This window comes from Veillonella parvula DSM 2008, from assembly GCF_000024945.1.
Lineage (GTDB): Bacteria > Bacillota > Negativicutes > Veillonellales > Veillonellaceae > Veillonella > Veillonella parvula.
Genome location: NC_013520.1, coordinates 164,820 through 189,055 on the forward strand (window position 1 = coordinate 164,820; position 24,236 = coordinate 189,055).

Sequence of the window (24,236 nt, forward strand, 5' to 3'; positions counted from 1 at the left end):
ATGCATCTTTGCAGTTATATGCGGTTATGGATAATTTAAAGAAAGGATGTGTCCATATGTTGATTTTATCAGGCATTTTAGTGATGGTCATCGGATTGATGCTACGCTTTAATGCTCTATTGGTGGTTATTGCGGCGGGCTTTGTAACGGGCCTTGCGGCAGGTCTTAGCATAAACGATATTGTTGGTGCCATTGGGGAGGCTTTTGTTAAGAATCGTTATATGTCCTTATTTGCCTTAGTCCTTCCCGTCATTGGTATTATGGAACGGCACGGTTTGCGTGAACGGGCAGAAATTTTGATTGGCAAGATTCACGCTGCAACGGCGGGGCGTATTTTTATGATTTACCTATTCGTTCGTCAAGTGACGGTAGCACTTGGCATCAGTATGTCTGGTCTAGTAGCCATGGTTCGTCCTTTGATTTCTCCAATGAGTGAAGCCGCTGTAGCACAGGGGCGACCTATATCTCAACGTACACTTGATAAAATCCGTGGTGTAGCAGCATCTACTGATAATCTTGGTAACTTCTTCGGTCAAAATCTGTTCTTAGCAGCAGGTGGGCTTTTATTGATCAAAGGCGTGATGGAGCAACTTGGATATACCGTTGAACTTACAGATATGGTAATTTATGGATTGCCAACGGCCGTATGTGCCTATGTAGTTAGCGTTATTCGCTTCTTTGTTTTCGATAAAACGATTCAATCTAGCGTAGCTCAAGACGAGGCCGATATGAAAGCTGGTAAATTGGTGCCTAATGAGTTAAATATTCTTGTAACACCGGAAGAGTTAGCGAAGGAGGGCAAATAATATGTTGGAATTAGTATACAAAATGCAGCCCTTAGACTATGTATACCTTCTCATTGGTATCATCTTAGTTATCTTCTCTATACAATCCTTCCTTGATAAAGAGCATAAACATCGGATAGGCACTGGTTTGTTCTGGCTTTTATATGGGATTTCCTTTATCTTTGGGTCTTATTTGTCTAAAGAGATTAACGGATGGCTCGTAATTGCGATGGCTGCCATCGTGTTGTTCAAACAACTTGGCAAGGGAAATTACTTTGAATCTGCTGTGGACTTCAAAAAACTTGAAGCATTACGCATAGGAAATGTTATCTTTATTCCTGCGTTGCTCGTTGGGATTATTACGTTTATCATTGGGTTCTTTACGAAACTCGGCGCCCTTGTAGGGCTTGCGATTGCCTCCATTATCGCCTTGTGTGTGGCTTTATATATTACAAAAGCAAAGGTAACGCAAAGCTTCCATGAAGGTCGTCGCCTTCTCGATGCGATCGGCTGGACGGCTATCTTGTCCCAATTGTTAGCGGCTCTTGGTTACTTATTTAACCTCGCAGGGGTAGGTAAGTTGATTTCTAGTATGGTAGCTAGCATAGTGCCCGCAGATAATGTGTTTCTCGTTGTTGTGGCGTACTGCATCGGTATGGCTTTCTTTACCATGATTATGGGTAATGCCTTTGCAGCCTTTGCAATGATTACGAGTGCTATTGGAGTTCCTATGCTCGTTGTAGGTCATGGTGCTAACCCTGCTATTATCGGACCTATCGCTATGCTCGCTGGTTATTGCGGTACGTTGATGACCCCGATGGCGGCAAACTTCAATATCGTGCCTGTGGCGCTTCTTGAAATGAAGGATACGTACGGCGTTATTAAAGCGCAAATTCCTGTTGCTATTGTGATGCTGACATTGAACATTCTATTGATGTACTATTTCTTATAATACATAGTAGGTGTTTACATAGTTTAAGAACCATGCATTCATAATATTGAGATAAGTGCAGTTTTGAAAACTATAAATATTGATAGTATTGCTATATGTAATACTATTTCGGTTAAACTATTTAAATTCACAGTATCAATTGATATTGTTATGAGGTAATATGATGAAAACGATTTTGATTACAGGTTTTGATCCTTTCGGTGGTGAAAGTATCAATCCTGCGTGGGAAGCTGTAAAAACGATGGAAGGGTATACAGATGGGGGCTATACAGTAGTCACTCAGATGGTACCTACTGTGCGTTATAATTCAGTGAAAACAGCAATAGAGGCTGCAGAAAAATGTAATCCTGATTTTATTCTCTGTGTAGGTCAAGCTGGTGGTCGTCCAGACATTACGATTGAACGCGTAGCCATCAACTGCGATGATTTCCGCATCCCAGATAATGGAGGCAATCAACCGACGGACGAACCCGTTGTAGCTGATGGCCCTAGTGCTTACTTTGCCACACTACCTATTAAAGACATCGTTAATGCGTTGCATCAAGCGGGTATCCCTGCAAAAGTATCCAATACGGCGGGCACTTTTGTATGTAACCATATCATGTATGGCGTATCTCATTACGCAGCTCAAAAGGGTGGCATCAAGGTGGGCTTCATGCACATTCCGTACTTGCCATCCCAAGTGGTGAACAAGCCAGATCAACCAAGTATGGCTGTTGAAACAGTACGCGCTACACTAGAAACCATCGTTCACGTATTGGCTCATGGTGAAAGCTACGAAGCGCAAAACATTACATATACGACGCCACATGAATAAATAAAAAGAGTCGCATCTTTGTGATGCGACTCTTTTTTGTACCCAGTTTCTATATACAATTATTTTGTAACAACTTTAAGATCTACAGGGATTTTAGCTTCTACAGCTTCGCCTTTGATAACTTTTTGAGCTGTATCAATAGCGATTTTACCCATTTGGTCTGGTTGTTGAGCAATTGTGGCAGCCAATGTGCCGTCTTTAACAGCTTTGTCTGCGTCAGCAGTACCGTCGAAGCCTACGATGAAGATTGTTTTGCCTGCGGATTTAGCTGCTTGGATAGCACCCAATGCCATTTCGTCGTTATGAGCGAAGATAGCTTGTACGTCTGGGTTAGCTTGTAAGATGTTAGTTGCTACGTTCAAACCTTTTGTACGGTCGAAGTCAGCGCTTTGTTTTGCTACTACTGTTAAGTCTTTGTCAGCTACGTTATGGAAACCTTGGCCGCGTTCACGAGTTGCGGAAGCACCAGGGATACCTTCAATTTCAGCTACTTTTGCAGCTTTGCCAACTTTATCAACGATCAGTTGAGCTGCCATTTCGCCGCCTTTTACGTTATCGGAAGCGATGTGAGCCACTACTTTGCCTTTATCAGCAGAACGGTCAACAGTGATGACAGGAATGTTTTTAGCATTTGCTGCTTCTACGGACGTAGAGATAGCTGCAGAGTCTACAGGGTTGATGATCAATACGGAAACGCCGCTTTCAAGCAAGTCAGAAATGTCGTTTGCTTGTTTTGCAGGGTCGTTTTGAGCATCAACGATTTTAACTTTAAGACCAAGCGCTTTAGCTTGAGCCTCAACGCCTTCTTTCATAGTTACGAAGAATGGGTTGTTCAATGTGGAAACAGAGAAGCCGATGGTGCCGGATTTTTTATCGCCGCCACCGTTATCAGCGCTTTTACCACAGCCTGCTACAAGACCGATAACCATGATAGCCATCGCCAACAGTAACAATAGTTTTTTCATAGGAACCTCCTAAGCTTTCTTGCGGTCTGCAAGAACAGCCAGTAAAATAACAATACCTTTTACGACTTGTTGATAGAAACTGGAAACGTCGAGAATATTTAACCCGTTGTTGAGGGTACCGATAATTAGGGCACCAATTAATGTGCCAACGATATGACCACGACCACCAGCAAGGCTTGTACCGCCAAGAACTACGGCTGCGATAGCGTCAAGTTCGTAGCCTGCACCTGCTGTAGGTTGTGCAGAGTTAAGACGAGATGTGATAATTGCACCAGCGATACCACAGAGCATACCAGTCAAGGCATACACGAAGATTTTAACGCGGTCAATCTTGATACCAGCAATGTAACTAACCTTTTCGCTACCACCTACGGCGTATGTTTTACGACCTAAAGATGTGCGGCTCAATACGAACCAGAGGATGATGAAAGCTAGGAACATAGTAATCGCTGGAACTGGAAGGCCTGCAATATCCCCTTGGCCAAAGCCGTGGAATAGAGGGTCTTGTGTAAGGCCAGAGATTGGGTTACCATCAGTGAATACCAAAGTGGCACCACGGTAGATGGTCATGGTCGCCAAGGTAGCAATAAATGGAGCTACGCGGCCATAGGTAATAACGAGACCGTTAATCCCACCCAATACGAGGCCCGCACCTGCGGCTAACACGATAGCCAATACAGGGTCAGTACCAGTTACAATGAGGTTTGCCATCACTGCACTGGAGAGGGCGAGGATGGAACCAACGGATAAGTCGATACCGCCAGTTAAGATGACGAAGGTCATACCAAAAGCGATAATCGCATTGATGGATACTTGGCGCAACAAGTTACGCAAGTTAGAGAATTCAAGGAAACTGTCGTTCATGACAGAGATGATTACAAATAATAGGATGAGGCCGATGAGGGGGCCTAATTTTTTTACATATTGTAGAGCTTTGCTGTCCATTATTGTCCTCCTGTGGCTAATGTCATAATCGATTCTGGTGTTGCATCGCTGCGGTCTAAGATACCTGCTACACGGCCTTCATGAATGACTATAACGCGGTCACTCATGCCCAGCACTTCCGGCAACTCAGAGGACACCATGATAATGGACACACCGTCATTCGTTAATTCGTTCATTAAATCATAAATATCACGTTTTGCGCCGATATCGATACCTCGCGTAGGCTCATCCATGATGATAATGGATGGTTTTTTGCCAACCCATTTTGCGATAACCACCTTTTGTTGGTTACCACCAGATAGGGACGATGCCGGTTCGTGAATAGATTGTGTTTTAACGCCCAGTTTTTTAGACAATTCGTCAGCAAAAGACGTAAGTTTGCCCTTATCTAGTACATGAGATGGGCAAATTTCGCCAAGATTCGGCAATGTAATGTTAGAACCAATGGAGAAATCGAGGATCAAGCCTTCGCTCTTTCTATTTTCTGTGATGAAAGCAATGCCCGCCTTGATGGCATCTTCTGGTTTTTTGCAGTTTAGAACGGAGCCGTTTACTGTTACGGTGCCGCCTTTGTGTTTATCTACGCCAAAGATAGCGCGCATGATTTCTGTACGGCCAGCGCCCATGAGACCTGCTACGCCGAGAATTTCCCCTTTACGCAAGGAGAAGGAAATATCGTTGTCGAAACCTTCAGGTTTGAGGTTGTCCACGCTCATAACCACGTCGCCCGGTGTTGTAGTGCGAGCAGGGTAGAACTCGTCGATGGAACGGCCTACCATGTGACGTACCACTTCGTCTACGGAAATATCAGATGTTGGTTTAGTGATAATTGTGTGACCATCACGCATAACCGTAATTGTGTCACATTCGCTAAATACCTCTTCCATACGATGAGAGATATATACGATAGCAACGCCGCGGGCTTTCATTTTGCGCATCATGTTGAACAATGTGGCCGTTTCACGCTCTGTGAGGGCTGCTGTCGGTTCGTCCATGATGACAACCTTTGCATCTAACATCAAGATACGAAGGATTTCCGTCATTTGTTGGTGACCAACGGAGCAAAGGCCTGCTTCTGTTGTGAGTGGCAATTCGATGCCTAGTTCGCGGCATGTGTTTTCAGCCTCAGTGAGCATCGCCTTTTTGTCGAGCATACCAAATTTGTTGTGCTTTGGTCTCATTAAATATAGATTTTCTAACAATGTTAGATTTGGCCAAATGTTGAGCTCTTGGTGGATGAAAGCTACACCGTTCAGCTCGGCCTCTCTCGGGTTCGGGAAGGTACGCTCTACGCCGTCGATGGTGATTGTACCAGCGTCTGCTTTGTGAATACCGGTGAGGATATTCATGAGCGTAGATTTGCCGGCGCCGTTTTCGCCCATCAAGGCGTGAACCTCGCCCTCCTTGAGGGTAATACTTACATCGCGCAACACTTGGTTTGTACCAAATGCCTTCGCAATGCCTGACATAACAATTTCCATAACTACTCCTATATGACTGGTGAAAGTATATCTTAATCTATTATTCTACGGACGATCGCTGAAAATACAATCGGCGCGCAAGATAATGTTCGCATACGGAGATGCTTCACCAGTTCTAATAATGCACTTGCATTGTTTTGTTGCTTCTTTGAAAGCATCGTGGCTCGTTTCAATCCATTCGTATTGCTCGGATGGGAAGGTAGACTCTAAGAAGGCGTAAGCCTTAGGATTGTTTTCTTTAATTTCTGTTGCCACATGAATCGCTTCGGATTTCATATGCTTAGCGATGATGGATACTACTTGCTCAAAGCTTGGTACGCCGAAATCTAAAGCTAAGTCAATTTTTTGAACCCCTTCAGGTACCGGTAAGCCACAATCAGAGATACAAATTGTATCTGTGTGACCTAAATCTGCAAGAACCTTAGCGATATGGCTATTTAAAATGCCGTGTCGTTGCATAAATAACTCCTTATCTATTCAATATGCTAATTCTTTGCCAAGAATGCAGCAACCTCGTCCTTTGTTGGCATGCCGCCTTGAGCTCCCAAGCGTTGGATGGAGAGGGCCGCTGCTGCATTACCGTAGTGTAGAGCGTCGGCTAAGCTTTTACCATTAACAATAGCCGTTGCAAAGGCGCCGTTAAAAGTATCGCCAGCGCCTGTTGTATCTACGGGCTCAACCTTGAAGCCAGGTACGATGTGGATTTCACCGTTGTCCGCATATCCTACGCCCTTGCTACCAAGGGTAACGATGATTTTGTTTTCGTTCGCCAGCAAGGTTTCCTCAGTAGATTGGTTAGGGTAGAGCGCAGATAGCTCATGTTCGTTTGGCGTAATATAGGTTGCTAATTTTAACCATTCCGAATCGAGGTCGGCTGCTGGAGCAGGATTTAAGAGGACTTTCACATTCGCCTCGTGACAACGACGAACGATGTATTCAATAGTTGGAATAGGAATCTCGTTTTGAACCATTACAAGATCGGCTTGCTCAATGGCAGCCCAAGCGTTATCAACTATGGATTTGTCGACCTTAGCGTTAGCACCTGCAATCACGATGATACTGTTATCGCCTTCCGCTAATGTAATGTGTGCTGTACCGGTTGTAGTGTTCGGTACCGTAACGATGTAATCTGTATTGATGAAATTTTCTTTTAAATTATCTAAAATCATTTGGCCGTATGCATCTTCACCGATACAGCCGACCATCGTGACCTCTGCACCTAGACGAGCCGCAGCCACCGCTTGGTTTGCACCCTTGCCACCGTGCGCGATGTGCAATTCGTTGCCCATAATTGTTTCGCCCGCAGTAGGGCGTTTATCCGCGAGGACTATAATATCCATGTTGCAACTGCCAATAACAACAATACGATTCATAATAACTCCTTAATAATCCTCTGCCCTAACTGGGACTAAAAATGACTATCATTTATTTTTATACATAGAATCTTGCACATTTTATACAACGAACTGTATATATAAATATAATTGATAATCTAAGAGGCATTTGCTTTCACATACCTATAAGTGTATATTAATCATTTATTAGTATAGCGTAAATACGTGAGTTTATCTATATAAATATTTATAAAATGTAGGAATAAAAAAGGTATATCCAAAATCTATGTTACATGAGTAAAAATGTACTCTTTAGATCTTGGATATACCTTATTATTAAAGAATTAATATATTATACTATTTATATTTTATCTAACATTTTATCTATACTATCAAAAGATTTCTCTAAAGATAGAATACGACCTTGAATGATGTCATTTTGGCCTTGTACAAGAGCAGATAATATATCTACCTTAGCTTGTAAAATATTAGTTGCATTATCGTCAATATTTATTGTATTACTGTAGCTTTTATCTATTTTCATAGTCTATCAGGCCTTTATTGTTAATATAGCTATATATTAGTGAAAGCTTGGTTTGTCATAGTGTGTACCTGGTTCACCTACACCGATGCTTGTGCGATGGAAAGGCGTTTCATCCGCAGCGTGTAAGATATCAAAGATGGCTTTTACCACTGCTTCGCGTGAAACCTGGGCATCGTTGAATTGAGCTCCTTCAGGGATGAGTTCGTAATCGGTTTTTTCGGGATCATTGTAGAGCCATGTAAGGCGCAAGATGGTGTAATTTAAGTTGGATTCGCGCAATACGTTACGTGCTTGGCGCTCACCTTGAACATAGCTAATCGGTAAGTTGTCGAAGGTCCATTTTTCAAGTGCTACAGGGAATTCACCAGAAAGTCCAGCCATGGACACACCGATAACACGGCGTATATTTTTGCGGCTCAATGCTTTCACGATGGACGCCATATCACTGCCAGACTCCATAGCACCTACAAATACAACCTCCGCATTTGTTACAGCTTGTTCTAATTTACCTGGATTTTGGAACGAACCTTCAATCACTGTAACGCGTTCATGGTCGATAATCTCTGGAGGTATACGTGTTTTCAACTGACGACCATATAATGTAATGTGCATATCTGTATATGTTAATAGTGTAGCAGTCAACTTTTGAGCTATTTGGCCCGCAGCTCCTAAAATCGTAATATACTTATACATAAAAAAGACCTCCTATGTTCGGGCATAAATATTTAATGAAATTTTAACATACATATATGACAAATACGTGAGAAAAAATTATAAAAATCTTTGTATTATTTTCGTAATTTAATTGATACTTAACATTTCATTTGTTGTTTTTAGCTGTGCAAATCGATTCCGCCAAATCTTTTCTTTGTAAAAGGATAGGATTGTATCGGCTGGTAAATGCTCATTGTCAAAGGTTGAGATAGCATCTTCGACGATGGTGATTTTATAACCATATTCAAAGCCTACTTTTACAGACGTATCAATGCAAAATTCCACCTGCATTCCTACGAATGTTACATCGGTAATATTTTTTCGGTTTAAATATTCCTTTAATTCAGTATCCTTAAAGATGCTATTGTAATATTTATTAAAAATCTTTTCGTTTTCTTGTGGTTTTAATTCGTGATAGACTTGCCAATTATCACTGCCCGTTGCTAATAAGCCTTCATCTTCAGAATGTCTGATAAAAATGACTTCTATATTTTGATCTCTAAAATGTTGAATGATTGCTTTTGTATTTGCGATAAGATTTTTTGCATCATAAGGCTTTTCCTTAACTAAGCCTTCTTGTATATCGATTACGATTAATGCTTGTGCCATGATATTTCCTTTTTTATTCGTAAATAAGTATCTATGCGCATTATATCATAAGTATATAACAAGAAAAGGAAGAAAGAAGTATCATAGATGTTGACAGTAATTTTAAAGGATGCTGTAAAATTTAATGTTGAATTTACGCGATAATTTAACTACAATAGTGATAAGATATTAGAAAAATGAGTAGTATATCACTAAAGTATTCTGGAGGTGATAGTATGCCGAATATAAAACCTATTTCAGATTTACGAAACTATTCTGAAGTTTTACGTGATGTTACTATAGATAGTCCCGTATTCTTAACTAAAAATGGTAGAGGCCGATATGCAATTATGGATATTCAAGATTATGAACGTCTAATGGCTACGATAAAACTTATGGGCGCTTTAGAGACAGGTCGTAAATCTGGTGAAGAACAAGGCTGGACTTCATCAGAGCAACTAAAGAGTGAATTGGAAATTTAAAAAGTGGTTTATAAAAACCACTTGACAAAGCATTGTAAAAATGTTAAAATACAACCAAGATAAAGCTCCCGCATGTGGGAGTAAAAAAATATGTATTTATAAAATGGTATGTTTAAACCAAATAACGGCTCCTAGATAAGAGAAGTAAAAATTTTACAGTGATTTATAACGGGTTATAAAAACCAGGATGGAGGATCTTTTGGAAAAGACACTTATGGATTTGAAAAAAAAGTATTTTGATGCTCAAGATAAGGTAAAAGATTTAAAACGCAAATGGGCGGAGGTTCGCGTTACAAATCGTCAAAATCAATTCGATATTGCTGTGATGTCAGCTTTAACTTATTTTTACAAACAATATGATATGGATTTTACGCTATTAGGTAAGTATTTAGGTTCTGATAAAATCAATAATAATGGTTTTAGTGTTACGATGAAGCATTATATTGATAAGGCTTATGTCCAAAAATTCATTAGCGATAATGCTTATTTAGATGATGAGTTTTTATTGGGTGTAGCATTGTTTTATGATCAACATAACTTATTTAGAGGTGATGGAGCAAGAGAAGATAATGAATCTCTCAATAATCTATTAGAGAAACTATTAGATTGTAATAACCTTGAGAAATTCTCTTTCTTACAAGGCAATGCAAATCCAGGTCGTATATTACTAGATGTGGCGAGTAAAACGTCTTTACTTAACTATACTGCATATGCAATAAAACCTGAATTAATGGTTGTTTTACAATTACGAGTGTTATTGCTTCAAACAATTCAACAAGATATGAATTCAGGTGGGATTATTCAGCCTAAAGATATTGTTGAAAATCAATTATTTGATCGAATTTTAACAATGCCTCTTTGGAGGCCTTCCTCTAAGGCTATGGAGTACTTTCCAGAAAGAACATCCTTATCAAAATTAGATGTTCCAGAGTCTAAGGTTGCTGATGGTGAGTGGCATGAAATTCTCTTTAATCTCAGTTTGCTAGATCAAAATGGTAAAATGGTAACTTTGATTACTAACTCAACATTAGCAAATAATCTCAGTGTAAAAACAAGACAAGCTTTGGTTGAGAACGGCTATATTGAAAGTATTATTGAACTTCCAGATCGCTTGCTTGAGAATACAGGCATTGAATTATATGCAGTCGTATTATCATATGGTAATAAAGGTGTTAAATTCTTAGATGCAAGTCAAGCATATGTAGAGCAGCGTCGTAGAAAAGACATAGATGTAGCTACAGTACTTGAAGATTTGGCTAATCCTGAAATTTGTAAATTTGAAAGTATCGAATCTATTGCTAGAGAAGGTTACAATTTATTGCCTAAACGATATACTTTAAAAACTAATATTACTGATGGGGTACCTTTAGGTGAAATCTGTAATATTAATAGAGGATTAGTTATTTCGTCCAAAGAACTAGATGATTTTGTTACAGATGAAGATACAGGTGTTCGTTATTTGTACACAAAAGATGCTGATGGTGATGCTGTAGATTATACACAAAGTCCGTTCATTGATGTGGAAAAACTCAAAAGAAAGTTTACGCTTTTAGATAATGATACTTGGCTATTGGGGAGAACATCACCATTTAGATCTAACATGCTATATGTTGAAGGTAATGATAAATTGATTGCCAATGGTAACCAATTTTCTATTACTATTTTGCCAAAATATAAAAACCAATATTTGTTACCATACCTAGCACTCTACTTTAATAGTAAGGCTGGTCGTGAACAAATAGAACGATTTGCAGTAGGTCAATTAATCAAGTCTTTATCTCTCAAAGATTTAAAAACATTGCAAATTCCTAGAGTTTCTATTGAAAGACAAAGAGATGTGGTCAATCGTATACGAATGATAGAAACTGAAATTAAAACTGTAAAAGAACAGCTAAAAACATTAAACCAACAAAAAGAATTAATTGTAGAGGAGGAATTCAATTGGTAACACATGTTAACATCATGAATGATGCATCCTTATTGGGGGAAGCGATTAAATACTTTACAGAAGAACTTACACAAGCTTTTAAAAATAATAACTTAAAAACGGTTTTAACTAAATATCACTATCCAGATTTAGCACCAACTATGGTTGATGATTCTATTGGCTCTCCTGACGGAAAAATCCTTATCATCGGTGAAACGAATTGTAAGGTGAAGGATCTCCAAGGTATCTTTAATGCAATGGGATTAAGAGGCCGATTAGAATGTCATACTGATTACGAAGATATTCAACGCTATCAGTTTAATAACCTTATGTATAACAATAAATATAGACTAATCATAGTTGGACCGATGCCACATTCTACCTACGGAAAGGATGAATTCAGTAGTGTTATTAACCGCATGGAAAATACTGAGGGATTCCCTTGTGTAAGACGAGCTACTGCTAATGGTGGATTGAAAATCACAAAAACCAATATTAAACAAATACTTCGAGAAGAATTGGAATTTGGATTTTTGGCTGCATAGTATGGCCGTTAAAGAGACTATCTAGTGACTATCTTTAAAATGGTATAATATTGATATAAAATACGTAAAAATACATGCCTTAAAGCCATATATCGGTATTAAACCTCTATGTGGCTTTAGCGGTATTATTGATAATGCAAGGATTGAAACGATGATTAATATACGAAAACTAGAAAATGAATTGTGGGAAGCTGCAGATGCGCTACGTGCAGGATCTAAATTGACGTCAAATCAATATTGTATGCCTGTATTGGGGCTTATCTTCTTGCGCTATGCGTATAGTCGTTTCAAACTTATTGAGGTTGAAATCTTAAAAGACAGACCTATGCGTAATGGTCGTGTTATGCCTGTAGAAGCTAGTGACTTTAAGGCAAAAAGTGCTCTTTATTTACCAATAGAAGCACAATATGACTATCTCCTTAACTTACCGGAGGACATCAAAGGTGCAGCCTTAACTAGCAAAGATGGTCAAGTCATGACTAGTCTTGGCGAAGTGGTCAATAATGCCATGGCTTTGATTGAAGAACAAAGTGCACAGCTGACAGGGATATTGCCTAAGAATTATACAGATTTTTCTGATGAGCTGTTAGCAGAAATTCTTCGTATCTTTAATAACTCTGCCCTTGATGAAGTAGGTGGAGATATCATTGGCCGAATCTATGAATATTTCTTAAATAAATTTGCCAAGAACATTGCCTCCGATGATGGTGTGTTCTTTACGCCTAAATCTCTAGTTAAGATGATTGTTAATGTTCTGGAACCGACTCATGGCACGCTATTTGATCCTGCTTGTGGATCTGGTGGTATGTTCATTCAGTCTGGTGATTTTGTAAACTCTCACGGATTGAATGCGAACAGCACAATGACATTTTATGGGCAAGAGAAGGTTGAGTATAATGCACAGCTTTGTTTAATGAATATGGCGGTTCATGGTTTAACTGGAGTTATTAAATCTGGAGATGAAGGAAACAGCTTTTACAATGATGCTCATCAATTAGAAGGTCGCTGTGACTATATTATGGCGAATCCTCCATTTAACGTAGATAAGGTTAAATCTGAATCTACACAGGCTGCGGGACGTTTACCATTTGGTATGCCTGGCGTTAATAAAAATAAGGAAATCGGTAATGCTAATTATCTTTGGATTTCCTATTTTTATAGCTATTTAAACGATATAGGTCGAGCTGGTTTCGTTATGGCGTCCTCTGCTACGGACAGTCAAGGCAAGGATAAAAATATCCGTGAAAGCTTAGTTAAAACTGGTGCAGTTGATGTAATGGTGAGTGTTGGTAATAACTTCTTCTATACAAAATCTCTACCATGTTCTTTGTGGTTCTTTGATAGAGCAAAGCCAGATGCTATTGAAGATAAGGTGCTCTTCATTGATGCCCGTAATTACTATACTGTTGTTGATCGTACATTAAACGAATGGACCGAATGGCAATTAAAAAATTTAAATGCTATTGTTTGGCTCTATCGTGGTGAAATTGAAAAATATACAGCATTACTTAATGAATATCGCAAGACATTAGGTGAAGATAAAACCTTTTCTCAACATATAGAGGTTCTTTCCGAACAAGTGAAAGCTATTGAGACTGAAGGTAAACAAGCTGTTGCTGATGCGGGTCGAGGCAAAGGAAGAAAGGTTCAGAAAGAATACGATGAAAAGGTAGAAGCTGTTAAAGAAACATTAACCATTGCTCAAGAAGCACAATGGTTATATGAAAAGTTTGGCGATGGAGAATATGTAGACGTACCAGGTTTATGTAAAATTGCGTATATCACAAATGAAGCCAAAGGTGATAATGACGGTGTGAGCATCGAAGATAAAAGTTGGTCCCTCACACCAGGTGCTTATGTTGGTGTAGCCCCTGTAGAAGATGATGGGGTTAATTTTGAAGAACGTATGGCTGAAATACACGAAGAACTACTAGCATTACAAAAAGAATCTAATGTGCTCATGGAAACTATCTTTAAAAATATGAAGGAGATGGGGTTATGAGCTTACAAACCGTTCGATTGCAAGATTTATGTATTTCAATTTCAGATGGCGATCATCAAGCACCTCCAAAATCAAATTCAGGAATCCCTTTTATAACTATTTCAAATATCACAAGTATGAATCAGTTAGACTTCTCTAGTTCTATGTTTGTACCTAGATGGTATTACGAAAAGTTAGATATTAAGAGAACGGCACAGAAAAATGATATCTTATATTCTGTTGTTGGATCTTTTGGAATTCCTGTTTTCATGAAAAATAGCATAGAATTTGTTTTTCAAAGGCATATTGCGCTTCTTAGGCCTAATATTGAAAAAATTGTGCCACAATATTTGTATTATAAAATATTAGACCGTGCATTTTATATGATGGCGGACTCTTTAGCTATTGGTGCGGCACAAAGGACTATCACTCTTTCTTCTCTTAGGAATATTGAGATTAATATTCCAGAAGTAGAACAACAACAGAGTATTGTTGACATTTTATCAGCTTATGATGACCTCATTGAAAACAACCAAAAGCAAATCAAGCTCCTTGAGGAGACTGTACAGCGTCTATATAAGGAATGGTTTATAGATTTACGATTTCCTGGGCATGGAAATGGAGAGATTATAGATGGACTCCCTCTTGGATGGCATGAGGATACAATTGATACTAAAGTTAACTTGCTAAATGGCTTTGCTTTTAAAAGTAAAGACCTCGAAGAAACTGGTTTATTCAAACTAGTAACTATAAAAAATGTGCAAGATGGTTATTTTGAAGGTAAAAATGTAAAGTATCTATCTAAAATTCCTGATAAGATGCCTAGACATTGTCATTTGGATGAGGGAGATCTACTGTTATCCTTGACTGGGAATGTAGGTAGAGTGTGTATAGTAGAAGGAAATGATTTTTTGTTAAATCAGCGTGTTGCTAAAATTTCTTCGGAAACTCCTGCATATACATATTGTCTTTTTAGGAGTAATGAATTATTGGTAAAGATAAATAATATTGCTAATGGAGCAGCACAACAGAATGTAAGTCCTATAAGAATTGGACAAATAAAACATCTGTTTCCAAATGACAAATTAATTATGGATTTTGAGAGAGTGTCGGGGCCTATTCTGAAAAGAGTAGTTTTAATGAAAAAGAATATAATCTTGTTAGAGGAAGCCCGAGATCGTTTACTTCCTAAGCTTATGAATGGGGAAATAGAAGTGTAAAGGAGGTGTTACTATGAGCCATGATTATTCTGAAGAGAAACTAGTTCAAGATAGTGCGTGTGATGTGCTACAGAATAAATTGGGGTGGAAGGTTGCGTATGCATATAATTTAGAGCAACTCGGAGTAGATGGCACATTTGGTAGGACTAGTTATAAAGACGTCTTGTTGACTAGAGAAATCCGTAAGGTCCTCAAACAACTAAATCCTTGGATTAATGATCAACAAATCGTAGAGGCAATTACTAGATTAACTCGTAGAATATCAACGGCATCTTTGATACAAATCAACGAGGAGAAATACAATTATCTTCGTGATGGCATTCCTGTAACGGTTAAGCGTCCTGATGGGAGAACAGAGATTAAAAAGGCTGCTATTATAGATTTCAATAATGCATATAATAATGAATTCTTAGCAGTAAAGGAACTTATTGTTAATGGTGATTTGTATAATCGGCGAGCAGATATTGTTGGATTTGTGAATGGTATTCCTTTGCTATTTATTGAATTAAAACGGCCGGATATCGATGTACGAAATGCGTATGAGGATAACTACAAAGATTATCTAGATACCATTCCACAATTGTTTTATTACAATGCCTTTGTGATGCTTTCTAATGGCTTAGAAGCGAAGGTTGGTACCGTTGGTAGTAAATACGAATTCTTTCATGAATGGAAGCGTCTAGATGAGGATGAAAAGGGGAGTGTAGCATTTGAAACTATGCTTCTTGGTATTTGTAATAAGGAAAACTTTCTTGATTTATTAGAGAATTTTATTCTTTATGATCACTCTAATGGTCGAACTGCTAAAATATTGGCTCGTAATCACCAATACTTAGGTGTAAATAAGGCGGTAGAGGCGTATGCAGATAGAAAGTTAAAAGATGGTAAACTTGGTGTCTTTTGGCATACACAAGGTTCTGGTAAAAGCTATTCTATGGCTTTTTTTGCACAGAAGATACGTCGCAAGATGGCAGGTTCACCGACTTTTGTAGTTCTTACAGATCGAGAAGAGCTTAATACACAAATTAGTGATACCTTTGAAAATTGTGGCATTCTTGGTAAGGATAGTAAGGCAAAACAATGTATTGCGACTAGTGGCGAGGATTTAATTGCTAAATTAAAAGGAAATCCTAGCTTTATCTTTACTTTGATTCATAAGTTTAATAAATCTGATGTAGAACCGATTTATCCAGATCATGACATCATTATTATGTCTGATGAGGCCCATCGTAGTCAGTATGGGCTGTATGCAGATAATATGATGAAACTGTTACCGACAGCGGCACGTATTGGCTTTACTGGTACACCGTTACTTTCATATGACAATATTACAGAGCGTACCTTTGGCGGCTATATATCAGTCTATGATTTTAAACGAGCTGTTGAGGATGGTGCTACGGTGCCATTATATTATGAAAATCGTGGTGCTAAGCTAGATGATTTACAAAATCCAGAGATAACTAATGAGATTCTTGATGCTATCGAAGCAGCAGATTTAGATAGTGCACAACAAGAGAAGTTAGAGAAGGAGTTTGAAAAGTCAATTCATATCCTTACTGCTGAGCCGAGACTTCGCTCTATTGCCAAGGACTTTGTACGACATTATTCCGATGTGTGGACTAGTGGCAAAGCCATGTTTGTGTGCTTAAACAAAGTTACCTGTGTTCGTATGTACGATTATGTACAGGAATATTGGAAAGAAGAAATTAAGAGGCTTAAAAAACAAATTAAAGTAGCAACACAACAAGAAGCACAAGAACTAGAACGCAAACTAAAATGGATGGAAGAAACGGACATGGCTGTTGTTATCAGTCAGGAACAAAATGAAATCCAAACATTTAAAGCTTGGGGACTAGATATTGAAACACATCGACGGAAAATGGTAAAACGAGATCTCGATAAAGAGTTTAAAGATTCAGAGAATCCCTTACGTATTGTGTTTGTCTGTGCTATGTGGCTTACAGGCTTTGATGTTAAGTGCTTGTCCTGTTTGTATCTAGATAAACCATTAAAAGCTCATACCTTAATGCAAACAATTGCTCGTGCTAATCGCGTTAATGAAGGTAAGAGTAATGGTTTAATAATCGATTATATTGGTATTGTAAAAGCACTTAAAAAGGCGTTGGCTGAATATACGGCAAATGTCGGTAATCATGATGGTGTGGATCCAACTATCGATAAAGAGAAACTCATTGCTCGTATACTAGAGTTGATTGATATATTAGTAGCCTTTTTTAAGCAAAAGAATATATACATAGAAGATTTTTCTGATGCACAAACTAATGCTTTTAGTAGATTATCTAATTTAAATGAGGCTGCTAATGCTGTCTGCGATACTGTAGCAGATAAACAAACCTTCACTGCCTGTGCCTCAGAGCTGCATAAGTTGATGAAATATATTGAACGTGATGATATTTCAGTGGATACACGCAGAGTATATGAAACAATTGCAGCAATACATCGGATGTTAAAGCCTAGAAGACGAGATGTAGATACTACTGACTTGATGGTTACTATAAATGCTATTATTAGTGAACATATAGGAATGAAAGAATTTTTAGGGCAAACAGAAGATGCAATCGGTTCAGAGTATATAACCCGTATTGATATAAGTGCTATTAATTTTAATATCCTGCGTAAAGAGTTTACAAGAGTCAAACATAAGAACTTACTATTTAAGGACTTAGGCGATTTCATTGAACAAAGTTTGGATAGACTGGTAGCAGCTAATCCTAACCGCAGGGATTACTATGAGCGCTATAGACAAATTATTGAAGATTATAACTCTGGAAAAGACCGTTCTAATATAGAAAAAACATTTGAAGCATTAATACAGTTAGTAAAAGAGTTAACGGAAGAAGAATCTCGTTATATCCGTGAAGGTTTTACTACTGATGATGAATTGGCTATTTTTGATTTGTTAAAAAAAGACAATCCTAATAAAGCAGATATTAAGAAACTAAAAGGTACTGCTACAGAAATGTATAGCAAAATAACAGAAGCTATTTCAAGGATGGATCACTGGACGGATAAGGATGAAACAACAGCAGAAATACAAAATCTAATTCGTGATATTCTTTGGAGAGAACTTCCAGAAAGCTACGATGAACAACAAATAGAAGTTTGTCGTGGAGAAGTCTTTGAGTATGTATATACTAGATTTGGATATATGGCATAGTATTTTCTAGTTTCAATATTTTTGATAGTATATTAATGTTTTGATAAGAGGCTACTTACGTAGCCTCTTTCTTTTGTATAAATGGAAAATGTAGAAAATTATTTCTTATATGTCTATGTATGAATTAGGTGATCGTAGATTAACATTACGGATAGCCTCTAGGCTTTCACAAATTCTCGAAGAATGATAAAATAAATCCATATATATTTTTATAGAAATGAGGCTATTATGGAACGGATTCAGGATCTTGTGTACACGCATGTGCAGGGTGGCCAGTTTAGATGGGTTACTGTTAGCACATTGATGCTCGCATTGGGCACGATATTGCATTTGGTGAGCCCTAGTGTGGCTGGGGTAACGCCGAACTGGACGATTGCTACGTACTGCGTAGCTATTTTATTGACTCGTCCTAGTTTGAGTCAAACCTTGGGGATTGGCCTCGTGGCGGCCCTCATCAATGTATTGACGTCTAAGTCAGCGTTCCCTTATGGCAACTTGTTGTCTGAGCCAGGCGGTGCTTTGACGGCGGCTCTCGTAACGCGCGCTATGTTGTCCATGAAGTTCCGTAAAATTGGTGGTTTTGATTTAACCCCTGTCGTGTCTGGCTTCTTAGCAACTGTTGTATCTGGTGGTATCTTTGTCACTATTTTGTGGCAAGTGCTTGGGTTGCCAAATAATGTGTACATGTACGGTATGTGGCCATTGGTACTCATCGTAGGGGCCTTGAATGGTGCCATTACGCCAATCTTGTATATTCCGGCACAACGTCTATTTTCTAAACGTGGTATGTTGCCAAATGCAGATCAATTGACATCTGATCATAGTCGCTTGACTATCTTGCCTGAGCGCCAAGCTAAAATATCCATTGAGCACGTAAATTACTATCATCCTAAGGCGACTACACCATCCCTTGAAAATATCAATCTCGATGTAAATGAAGGTGATTTTCTCGTTGTTACAGGCCCTGCAGGTTGTGGTAAAAGCACCCTTTGTATGGCGATGGTAGGGGCGGTGCCTAAATTCTATGGTGGACGCCTAGAAGGCATGGTCTTCGTAGATGGTCATGCGACTACGCAAATGGAAATTCCAGAACTTGCGAACCATATCGGTGTAGTTCTGGCCGACTACGATACACAGCTCGTAACGATGACAGTTCGTGAAGAAGTAGCCTTTGCTATGGAAAACCGCGGTTATGATCGTGAAACTATTAAAGCTCGTTCTGAAGAGGTGTTTAAGCAAGTTGGCCTCGTAGGCTTAGAAGATCGCAAGATTACAAGTTTATCTGGTGGTCAACGCCAACGTTTGGCTATCGCTTCCGTATTGGCTACGAACCCAACCGTACTTGTTCTTGATGAACCGACAAGCTCCCTCGATCCAGATGGGACCGCTGAATTATATCGCCTCGTAGGCGATTTGAACCAAAAACACGGTATCACCGTTGTCGTTATCGACCATGATTTGCATGCCGTATTGCCGTACGCTAACCGCATGGCTCTCATGGTAGATGGCTCTATCGCCTGTGATGACGATGTACCGACTACGCTTCGTTACATGTACGAGCACAATATTCACGTCGATGCATTGCCATCCGTGTTTACTACGTATATGGAATTGGAACAAGCCGGCTTCCACAGTGATGAACCTTGGCTCAGCATCGAGTCTGCTATCAAGGGTTTGCACCAAATTGAAATGGCTCATGCGATTCAAACCGAGGTGCATGGTAAAAGCAACTCCACAGTTAATCAAAGAAATACAGTAGATAATCTTGCTAATCAGTCTAATATAGTAGAAAATAGACAACCAGTTCAACGTGTTGATGATGTACCAGGAAAGGACGGTGGCGCTCATGCTTAAGGTTGAAAAGATCCGCTTTGGCTATGTGCCATCCGTAGATATTTTCCGAAACGTGACTTTCACCATCGAAGGAGGCGAATATATCGCCATCGGTGGTCGTAATGGTTGTGGCAAAACGACTATTACGCGTTTGCTCGTAGGCCTCGAAAAGGCTAGGGAAGGCCACATGTATTATAACGGTAGGGACATTACGTCCATGCCGCCGTCTAAACGGGGTCAATTTATCGGCTATGTATTCCAACAGCCAGATCGCCAAATGTTCAGACCTACCGTAGCCACAGAGGTTGCCTTCGGACCTGAGTCCTTGGGGCGCAGTAAAGCCGAAGTGAAGCGTATCGTTGATGAAGTATTGGAGCGCACAGGCATCGGCCATTTGCGTGAAGCCTATCCTCCAACATTGCGCCGCGGTGAAAAGCAACGCGTTGCCATTGCTTCTGCGTTGGCTATGCAGTCTAAAATCCTCATCCTTGATGAACCAACCAGTGGTCAAGATGGTAAGGAAACTAAAGAGCTATTAGCATTATTGCGTCAGCTTAATTCAGAAGGTATCACAATCCTTCTTATTACCCATGATATGGAAATCATGGCTAGCGAATGTAGCCGTGCTATCATCATGGGCAACCAAACCGTTGCCTTTGACGGCAGTCCAGAAGAATTATTCAAAAAATCTACGGATGAATTGCAAGACCTAGGCCTTACAAAACCGCCAAGTGTGGAACTTTCACTAGCGGTACCATCCTTAGGTTATTGCAAATCTATGGATGAATTGAAATCTAAGTTAGTGGCTCAGTTGAGCGGAAAATAGGAGGGACATATGGAACGTTTAGTACCGTTAACAAAAATCTTGATGACCCTCGCTGTATCCGTGTGGGCCATCCTATTGCGTGACTGGGCATCGCTATTGGCATTAGTCGTAGTAGAACTCGGTGTACTGTTTTTGGCAGGTTTGTTATTCAAACAACGCAAAGCCGTGTTGGCATTAACTAGCTTCGCTGTATTCCTTGGCCTCATCCAATTCCTTGGCAGTGGCGATGTAACCTCTGCCATTGTATCCGGCTTACGAATGTTGGCTATGACACTTGTCTTTATAGGCCTGTTGGCAACTACAAAATTGCAAGACCTTACGGCCGCGCTCGTAACACAATGTAAAATTCCTTACGAATATGCATTTATGTTCACTGCCGCACTTCGCTTTGTGCCTGACTTCATTGCTGAAAGCCATGCTGTACAAGAGGCGCAAGCTTGCCGTGGCTTATCTCTAGAAGGCAACTTCATTAAGCGCATCAAATCCTATGCATCTGTTATCCAACCATTGCTATTAAAATCCTTGGGACGCTCCGAAACAATGGCGTTATCCTTGGAACTACGTGGTTTTGGGGGCCCTACACACAGCTTTGCCGCATCCGTAGGATTGAAAAGAATCGATTATACTGTTATTAGTACTTTAATTGCTATTACAATACTTTTATTTGTTATTGTGTAATTTTCTTATATATCAAGTAAGAGTATAATTTTGCTCCTATAGAAATGTACTAGCTTTAATAGTCATAATAAAAAATATGATGATAGTATATAAGTAAAATAAGAGCTTTTTACTTATATATGCTTCAAAATGTATATGCTGAGTGGTAAAAAACGTTGTTTTTACCACTCAGTTTTGTTGTATTGGGGATATAGATGTAAAATATGTAATTCTTACCTTAAAAGATGGATAAAAGTGAAATAGTATGTCATACAAATAGTTCGTCCTTTTTCTTGCGTATGTGGTCTCTTTTTATATATTATGTTAAATAGAAATAATATTTTTTAGGATACCTACAGTTTTGAGGAATACTTATGAGTGAATTAGTAATACGACCAATTACAAGGAATGATATAGCCCCTTGTTTAGATATTTATAATTACGAGGTTGTAAACGGCGTAGCCACGCTTGATCTTGAACCTCGCACGTTGTCAGAGTGGCAGGAGTGGTATGAGTCTCATAGCGATGAGCACCATCCTATTGTGGTAGGTACCATTGATGGGATTGTAGCAGGCTATGCATCGCTTTCACCATATCGACCTAAAGAGGCCTATAAAAGTACCGTCGAATTATCTATCTATATCCATCAAGATTATCGCGGTAGAGGGATCGCTACACAACTGATGGCTCATATTTTAGAAATAGCAAAAAATGATCCGTTATTGCATAATGTGGTATCCGTTATTACGGCTGGCAATGAAGGCAGCACTAAGTTACACGCGCGATTTGGCTTTACCTATTGTGGTCTAACGCCTCAAGTTGGATTCAAACATGGTAAATATCAGGATACCGAAACATACGCATTATTGGTATAATAATTAGTATAGTAAAAGATAGATATTAATACGTTATATTAATGATGTATAGATTATAGATAAGGGTTCGCCAGGGGTTAGGGCGAATAGGGGTGATTGAATGAACATGAAAGATGAACGGCAGTTCGTTGGATATAGTAAGTATCGCAGCCGTCTCGTGGACGGTCATGTGCATACGGAATTGTGTCCACATGGTAGTGGGGACCGAACTGCGATGATGATAGAAAAGGCCATCGAGTTGCGTATCGAAAAGGTATGCCTTACAGAACATGCACCATTGCCAACAGCTTTTGCTGCAGAATATGGTGGTGATAAAAAGGCCTATGACACAGCGTCTTTGAAATTAAATGAAGTTGATACTTACTTAGAGTTGGGTCGTCAATTACAACGTGCCTATGGCACACATATCGATATTTCTCTCGGTTTTGAAGTCGATTATATTCCAGGCTTTGAATCAGACATTCAAGAGTTCTTGGATCGCTATGGTCCGTTGACGGATGATAATATTTTATCCGTTCACTTTATGGAAGGCGTTAATAATGCCTTTTACTGCTTAGACTACAGTCCTGAAGAATTCGAAAAAGGCTTCGGCCCGTGGATCGAAAAACAATATGAGTTATATTACAAGTATTATTCTACAGTGCGTCAAGCCGTGCGTGCTGACCTCGGTGAATATACACCTAAACGCATAGGTCATTTTGATTTAATCAAGAAATACCAACATCACTTTGGATTTGAACGTCATTTAGATCGTCGCAATGCGCAGGTGGTGAGCGATATTTTGCATATCATGCGCGTCCAAGGTCGCGAGCTAGACTACAACATGAGCGGCTTCTTCAAACCAGATTGTCGTGAAATGTACCCAAGCCGCTTCATTCAAGGCATGGCGGCTATCATTGGTGTGCCATTTGTACTTGGATCTGATGCACATAGTGTGGCAGATATAGAAAACGTTTGGGGCTAAATTGATAGAAAGGTAATTATGGATTTCGTTCTTGGTATTATCCTTCTTATATTAATCATTTACTCTTATGGTAGACATAAGAAGAATGGCCAATATGAGATATGGCTAGAAAAATATAATCAAGGTATATATAATGTGGGCCAGCTCTTAAATTGCGAGTATGAACAAGCTAAGTTTGTCATAGATCAACTCGGTCGTCATGCGGTTCCTGTTGATGTAGTCGTTGAGCCTATGTCTACTATTTCTATTCGTGGTGAAAGTATGAATGGATATGCCTTTTCTTATAATGAATTAAAAGGCTCTTTCACTCTAAATGATAAGTTTGAAATAACAAATTTAATTTATAATGATGTAGATCTTCTACATATGGGTGTAATTAAATAAATATATGTAGTAAATACATGAAATATTAACGGTTCTATTGACAATTCTATAGAACCGTTATATTATGATTTCATACTTTAATAAAGTAAAGCGATAAAATAGAAAAGTATCGATATAGGTAAATTTTTTCTCATAGTAAACTGAATAGCTAGATGACTTAAATCGTTATATAACTTAAAAGGTTAATATAGGTATATAGTTTTCAAAAACATGAGAAATGATATGAATCAATTGATGGA

The 24,236-nt window shown here is 39.0% G+C and carries 23 protein-coding genes; 15 read left to right on the forward strand and 8 right to left on the reverse strand.

Features of this window, described 5'->3' with window-relative positions; genetic code table 11:
• The first annotated feature begins 56 nt into the window (after positions 1-56).
• The 3 genes from VPAR_RS00515 (at position 57) to pcp (ending at position 2,554) form a co-directional block, all read left to right on the forward strand.
• Entirely contained in the window at positions 57-806 is a 750-nt protein-coding gene (locus VPAR_RS00515) for a DUF969 domain-containing protein (RefSeq protein ID WP_012863706.1), read from the forward strand.
• A gap of 1 nt (position 807) precedes the next feature.
• The gene (locus VPAR_RS00520) at positions 808-1,737 is read left to right on the forward strand and encodes a DUF979 domain-containing protein (protein ID WP_012863707.1); all 930 of its coding nucleotides are present in this window, start codon (positions 808-810) and stop codon (positions 1,735-1,737) included.
• Positions 1,738-1,900: 163 nt separating this feature from the next.
• Positions 1,901-2,554 (forward strand): pyroglutamyl-peptidase I, encoded by a 654-nt coding sequence (pcp, locus tag VPAR_RS00525; RefSeq protein WP_012863708.1) that lies wholly within the window; start codon positions 1,901-1,903, stop codon positions 2,552-2,554.
• A gap of 59 nt (positions 2,555-2,613) precedes the next feature.
• On the opposite strand, the gene rbsB is transcribed toward pcp, so the two are convergent.
• The 8 genes from rbsB to VPAR_RS00565 form a co-directional block, all read right to left on the reverse strand.
• Positions 2,614-3,519 (reverse strand): ribose ABC transporter substrate-binding protein RbsB, encoded by a 906-nt coding sequence (gene rbsB / locus VPAR_RS00530; RefSeq protein WP_012863709.1) that lies wholly within the window; start codon positions 3,517-3,519, stop codon positions 2,614-2,616.
• 9 nt (positions 3,520-3,528) lie between these two features.
• Entirely contained in the window at positions 3,529-4,464 is a 936-nt protein-coding gene (locus VPAR_RS00535; RefSeq protein ID WP_004694241.1) for an ABC transporter permease, read from the reverse strand.
• Complete coding sequence (locus tag VPAR_RS00540) at positions 4,464-5,945, reverse strand: sugar ABC transporter ATP-binding protein (protein WP_012863710.1); 1,482 nt, start codon at positions 5,943-5,945, stop codon at positions 4,464-4,466. The genes VPAR_RS00535 and VPAR_RS00540 overlap by 1 nt, the downstream gene beginning before the upstream one ends.
• A 45-nt stretch (positions 5,946-5,990) precedes the next feature.
• Complete coding sequence (gene rbsD, locus VPAR_RS00545) at positions 5,991-6,404, reverse strand: D-ribose pyranase (protein ID WP_012863711.1); 414 nt, start codon at positions 6,402-6,404, stop codon at positions 5,991-5,993.
• Positions 6,405-6,430: 26 nt separating this feature from the next.
• Positions 6,431-7,318, reverse strand: a complete 888-nt coding sequence (rbsK, locus tag VPAR_RS00550) for a ribokinase (RefSeq protein ID WP_012863712.1) — start codon at positions 7,316-7,318, stop codon at positions 6,431-6,433.
• 322 nt (positions 7,319-7,640) lie between these two features.
• On the reverse strand, positions 7,641-7,823 hold the full coding sequence (locus tag VPAR_RS00555) for a hypothetical protein (protein WP_012863713.1): 183 nt from the start codon (positions 7,821-7,823) through the stop codon (positions 7,641-7,643).
• A 36-nt stretch (positions 7,824-7,859) separates the two neighbouring features.
• Positions 7,860-8,516: an NAD(P)H-binding protein gene (locus tag VPAR_RS00560; protein ID WP_004694229.1), complete on the reverse strand. Its 657-nt coding sequence runs from the start codon at positions 8,514-8,516 to the stop codon at positions 7,860-7,862.
• A gap of 108 nt (positions 8,517-8,624) precedes the next feature.
• On the reverse strand, positions 8,625-9,146 hold the full coding sequence (locus tag VPAR_RS00565; protein WP_012863714.1) for a cysteine hydrolase family protein: 522 nt from the start codon (positions 9,144-9,146) through the stop codon (positions 8,625-8,627).
• Between the two features lie 215 nt (positions 9,147-9,361).
• Between VPAR_RS00565 and VPAR_RS00570 the strand changes: the two genes are divergently transcribed.
• From VPAR_RS00570 to VPAR_RS00625, 12 genes are all read left to right on the forward strand, one after another.
• Positions 9,362-9,607: a type II toxin-antitoxin system prevent-host-death family antitoxin gene (locus tag VPAR_RS00570; protein ID WP_012863715.1), complete on the forward strand. Its 246-nt coding sequence runs from the start codon at positions 9,362-9,364 to the stop codon at positions 9,605-9,607.
• A 199-nt stretch (positions 9,608-9,806) separates the two neighbouring features.
• Positions 9,807-11,555: an N-6 DNA methylase gene (locus tag VPAR_RS00575; RefSeq protein ID WP_042466666.1), complete on the forward strand. Its 1,749-nt coding sequence runs from the start codon at positions 9,807-9,809 to the stop codon at positions 11,553-11,555.
• Complete coding sequence (locus VPAR_RS00580) at positions 11,549-12,079, forward strand: nucleoside/nucleotide kinase family protein (protein ID WP_231968138.1); 531 nt, start codon at positions 11,549-11,551, stop codon at positions 12,077-12,079. Before VPAR_RS00575 ends, VPAR_RS00580 begins: the two co-directional genes overlap by 7 nt.
• Before the next feature lie 151 nt (positions 12,080-12,230).
• Complete coding sequence (locus VPAR_RS00585; RefSeq protein ID WP_012863718.1) at positions 12,231-14,081, forward strand: type I restriction-modification system subunit M; 1,851 nt, start codon at positions 12,231-12,233, stop codon at positions 14,079-14,081.
• Positions 14,078-15,280, forward strand: coding sequence for a restriction endonuclease subunit S (locus VPAR_RS00590; protein ID WP_012863719.1), 1,203 nt, complete (start codon positions 14,078-14,080; stop codon positions 15,278-15,280). Before VPAR_RS00585 ends, VPAR_RS00590 begins: the two co-directional genes overlap by 4 nt.
• A 13-nt stretch (positions 15,281-15,293) precedes the next feature.
• Positions 15,294-18,458, forward strand: coding sequence for a type I restriction endonuclease subunit R (locus tag VPAR_RS00595; RefSeq protein WP_012863720.1), 3,165 nt, complete (start codon positions 15,294-15,296; stop codon positions 18,456-18,458).
• Between the two features lie 228 nt (positions 18,459-18,686).
• On the forward strand, positions 18,687-20,312 hold the full coding sequence (locus VPAR_RS00600) for a tryptophan transporter (RefSeq protein WP_012863721.1): 1,626 nt from the start codon (positions 18,687-18,689) through the stop codon (positions 20,310-20,312).
• Complete coding sequence (locus VPAR_RS00605; protein WP_012863722.1) at positions 20,305-21,117, forward strand: energy-coupling factor ABC transporter ATP-binding protein; 813 nt, start codon at positions 20,305-20,307, stop codon at positions 21,115-21,117. The genes VPAR_RS00600 and VPAR_RS00605 overlap by 8 nt, the downstream gene beginning before the upstream one ends.
• A gap of 9 nt (positions 21,118-21,126) precedes the next feature.
• Positions 21,127-21,795 (forward strand): energy-coupling factor transporter transmembrane component T family protein, encoded by a 669-nt coding sequence (locus tag VPAR_RS00610; RefSeq protein ID WP_004694218.1) that lies wholly within the window; start codon positions 21,127-21,129, stop codon positions 21,793-21,795.
• Between the two features lie 353 nt (positions 21,796-22,148).
• Entirely contained in the window at positions 22,149-22,649 is a 501-nt protein-coding gene (locus VPAR_RS00615; RefSeq protein WP_012863723.1) for a GNAT family N-acetyltransferase, read from the forward strand.
• 100 nt (positions 22,650-22,749) lie between these two features.
• The gene (hisJ, locus tag VPAR_RS00620; RefSeq protein WP_012863724.1) at positions 22,750-23,613 is read left to right on the forward strand and encodes a histidinol-phosphatase HisJ; all 864 of its coding nucleotides are present in this window, start codon (positions 22,750-22,752) and stop codon (positions 23,611-23,613) included.
• An 18-nt stretch (positions 23,614-23,631) separates the two neighbouring features.
• Positions 23,632-23,997, forward strand: coding sequence for a hypothetical protein (locus VPAR_RS00625; protein WP_012863725.1), 366 nt, complete (start codon positions 23,632-23,634; stop codon positions 23,995-23,997).
• The last annotated feature ends 239 nt before the right edge of the window (positions 23,998-24,236 follow it).

Coding starts and splice junctions, on each gene's coding strand:
- VPAR_RS00515 (WP_012863706.1), top strand. CDS start 57: ATGTTGATTTTATCAGGCATTTTAGTGATGGTCATCGGATTGATGCTA.
- VPAR_RS00520 (WP_012863707.1), top strand. CDS start 808: ATGTTGGAATTAGTATACAAAATGCAGCCCTTAGACTATGTATACCTT.
- pcp (WP_012863708.1), top strand. CDS start 1,901: ATGAAAACGATTTTGATTACAGGTTTTGATCCTTTCGGTGGTGAAAGT.
- rbsB (WP_012863709.1), bottom strand. CDS start 3,519: ATGAAAAAACTATTGTTACTGTTGGCGATGGCTATCATGGTTATCGGT.
- VPAR_RS00535 (WP_004694241.1), bottom strand. CDS start 4,464: ATGGACAGCAAAGCTCTACAATATGTAAAAAAATTAGGCCCCCTCATC.
- VPAR_RS00540 (WP_012863710.1), bottom strand. CDS start 5,945: ATGGAAATTGTTATGTCAGGCATTGCGAAGGCATTTGGTACAAACCAA.
- rbsD (WP_012863711.1), bottom strand. CDS start 6,404: ATGCAACGACACGGCATTTTAAATAGCCATATCGCTAAGGTTCTTGCA.
- rbsK (WP_012863712.1), bottom strand. CDS start 7,318: ATGAATCGTATTGTTGTTATTGGCAGTTGCAACATGGATATTATAGTC.
- VPAR_RS00555 (WP_012863713.1), bottom strand. CDS start 7,823: ATGAAAATAGATAAAAGCTACAGTAATACAATAAATATTGACGATAAT.
- VPAR_RS00560 (WP_004694229.1), bottom strand. CDS start 8,516: ATGTATAAGTATATTACGATTTTAGGAGCTGCGGGCCAAATAGCTCAA.
- VPAR_RS00565 (WP_012863714.1), bottom strand. CDS start 9,146: ATGGCACAAGCATTAATCGTAATCGATATACAAGAAGGCTTAGTTAAG.
- VPAR_RS00570 (WP_012863715.1), top strand. CDS start 9,362: ATGCCGAATATAAAACCTATTTCAGATTTACGAAACTATTCTGAAGTT.
- VPAR_RS00585 (WP_012863718.1), top strand. CDS start 12,231: ATGATTAATATACGAAAACTAGAAAATGAATTGTGGGAAGCTGCAGAT.
- VPAR_RS00590 (WP_012863719.1), top strand. CDS start 14,078: ATGAGCTTACAAACCGTTCGATTGCAAGATTTATGTATTTCAATTTCA.
- VPAR_RS00595 (WP_012863720.1), top strand. CDS start 15,294: ATGAGCCATGATTATTCTGAAGAGAAACTAGTTCAAGATAGTGCGTGT.
- VPAR_RS00600 (WP_012863721.1), top strand. CDS start 18,687: ATGGAACGGATTCAGGATCTTGTGTACACGCATGTGCAGGGTGGCCAG.
- VPAR_RS00605 (WP_012863722.1), top strand. CDS start 20,305: ATGCTTAAGGTTGAAAAGATCCGCTTTGGCTATGTGCCATCCGTAGAT.
- VPAR_RS00610 (WP_004694218.1), top strand. CDS start 21,127: ATGGAACGTTTAGTACCGTTAACAAAAATCTTGATGACCCTCGCTGTA.
- VPAR_RS00615 (WP_012863723.1), top strand. CDS start 22,149: ATGAGTGAATTAGTAATACGACCAATTACAAGGAATGATATAGCCCCT.
- hisJ (WP_012863724.1), top strand. CDS start 22,750: ATGAACATGAAAGATGAACGGCAGTTCGTTGGATATAGTAAGTATCGC.
- VPAR_RS00625 (WP_012863725.1), top strand. CDS start 23,632: ATGGATTTCGTTCTTGGTATTATCCTTCTTATATTAATCATTTACTCT.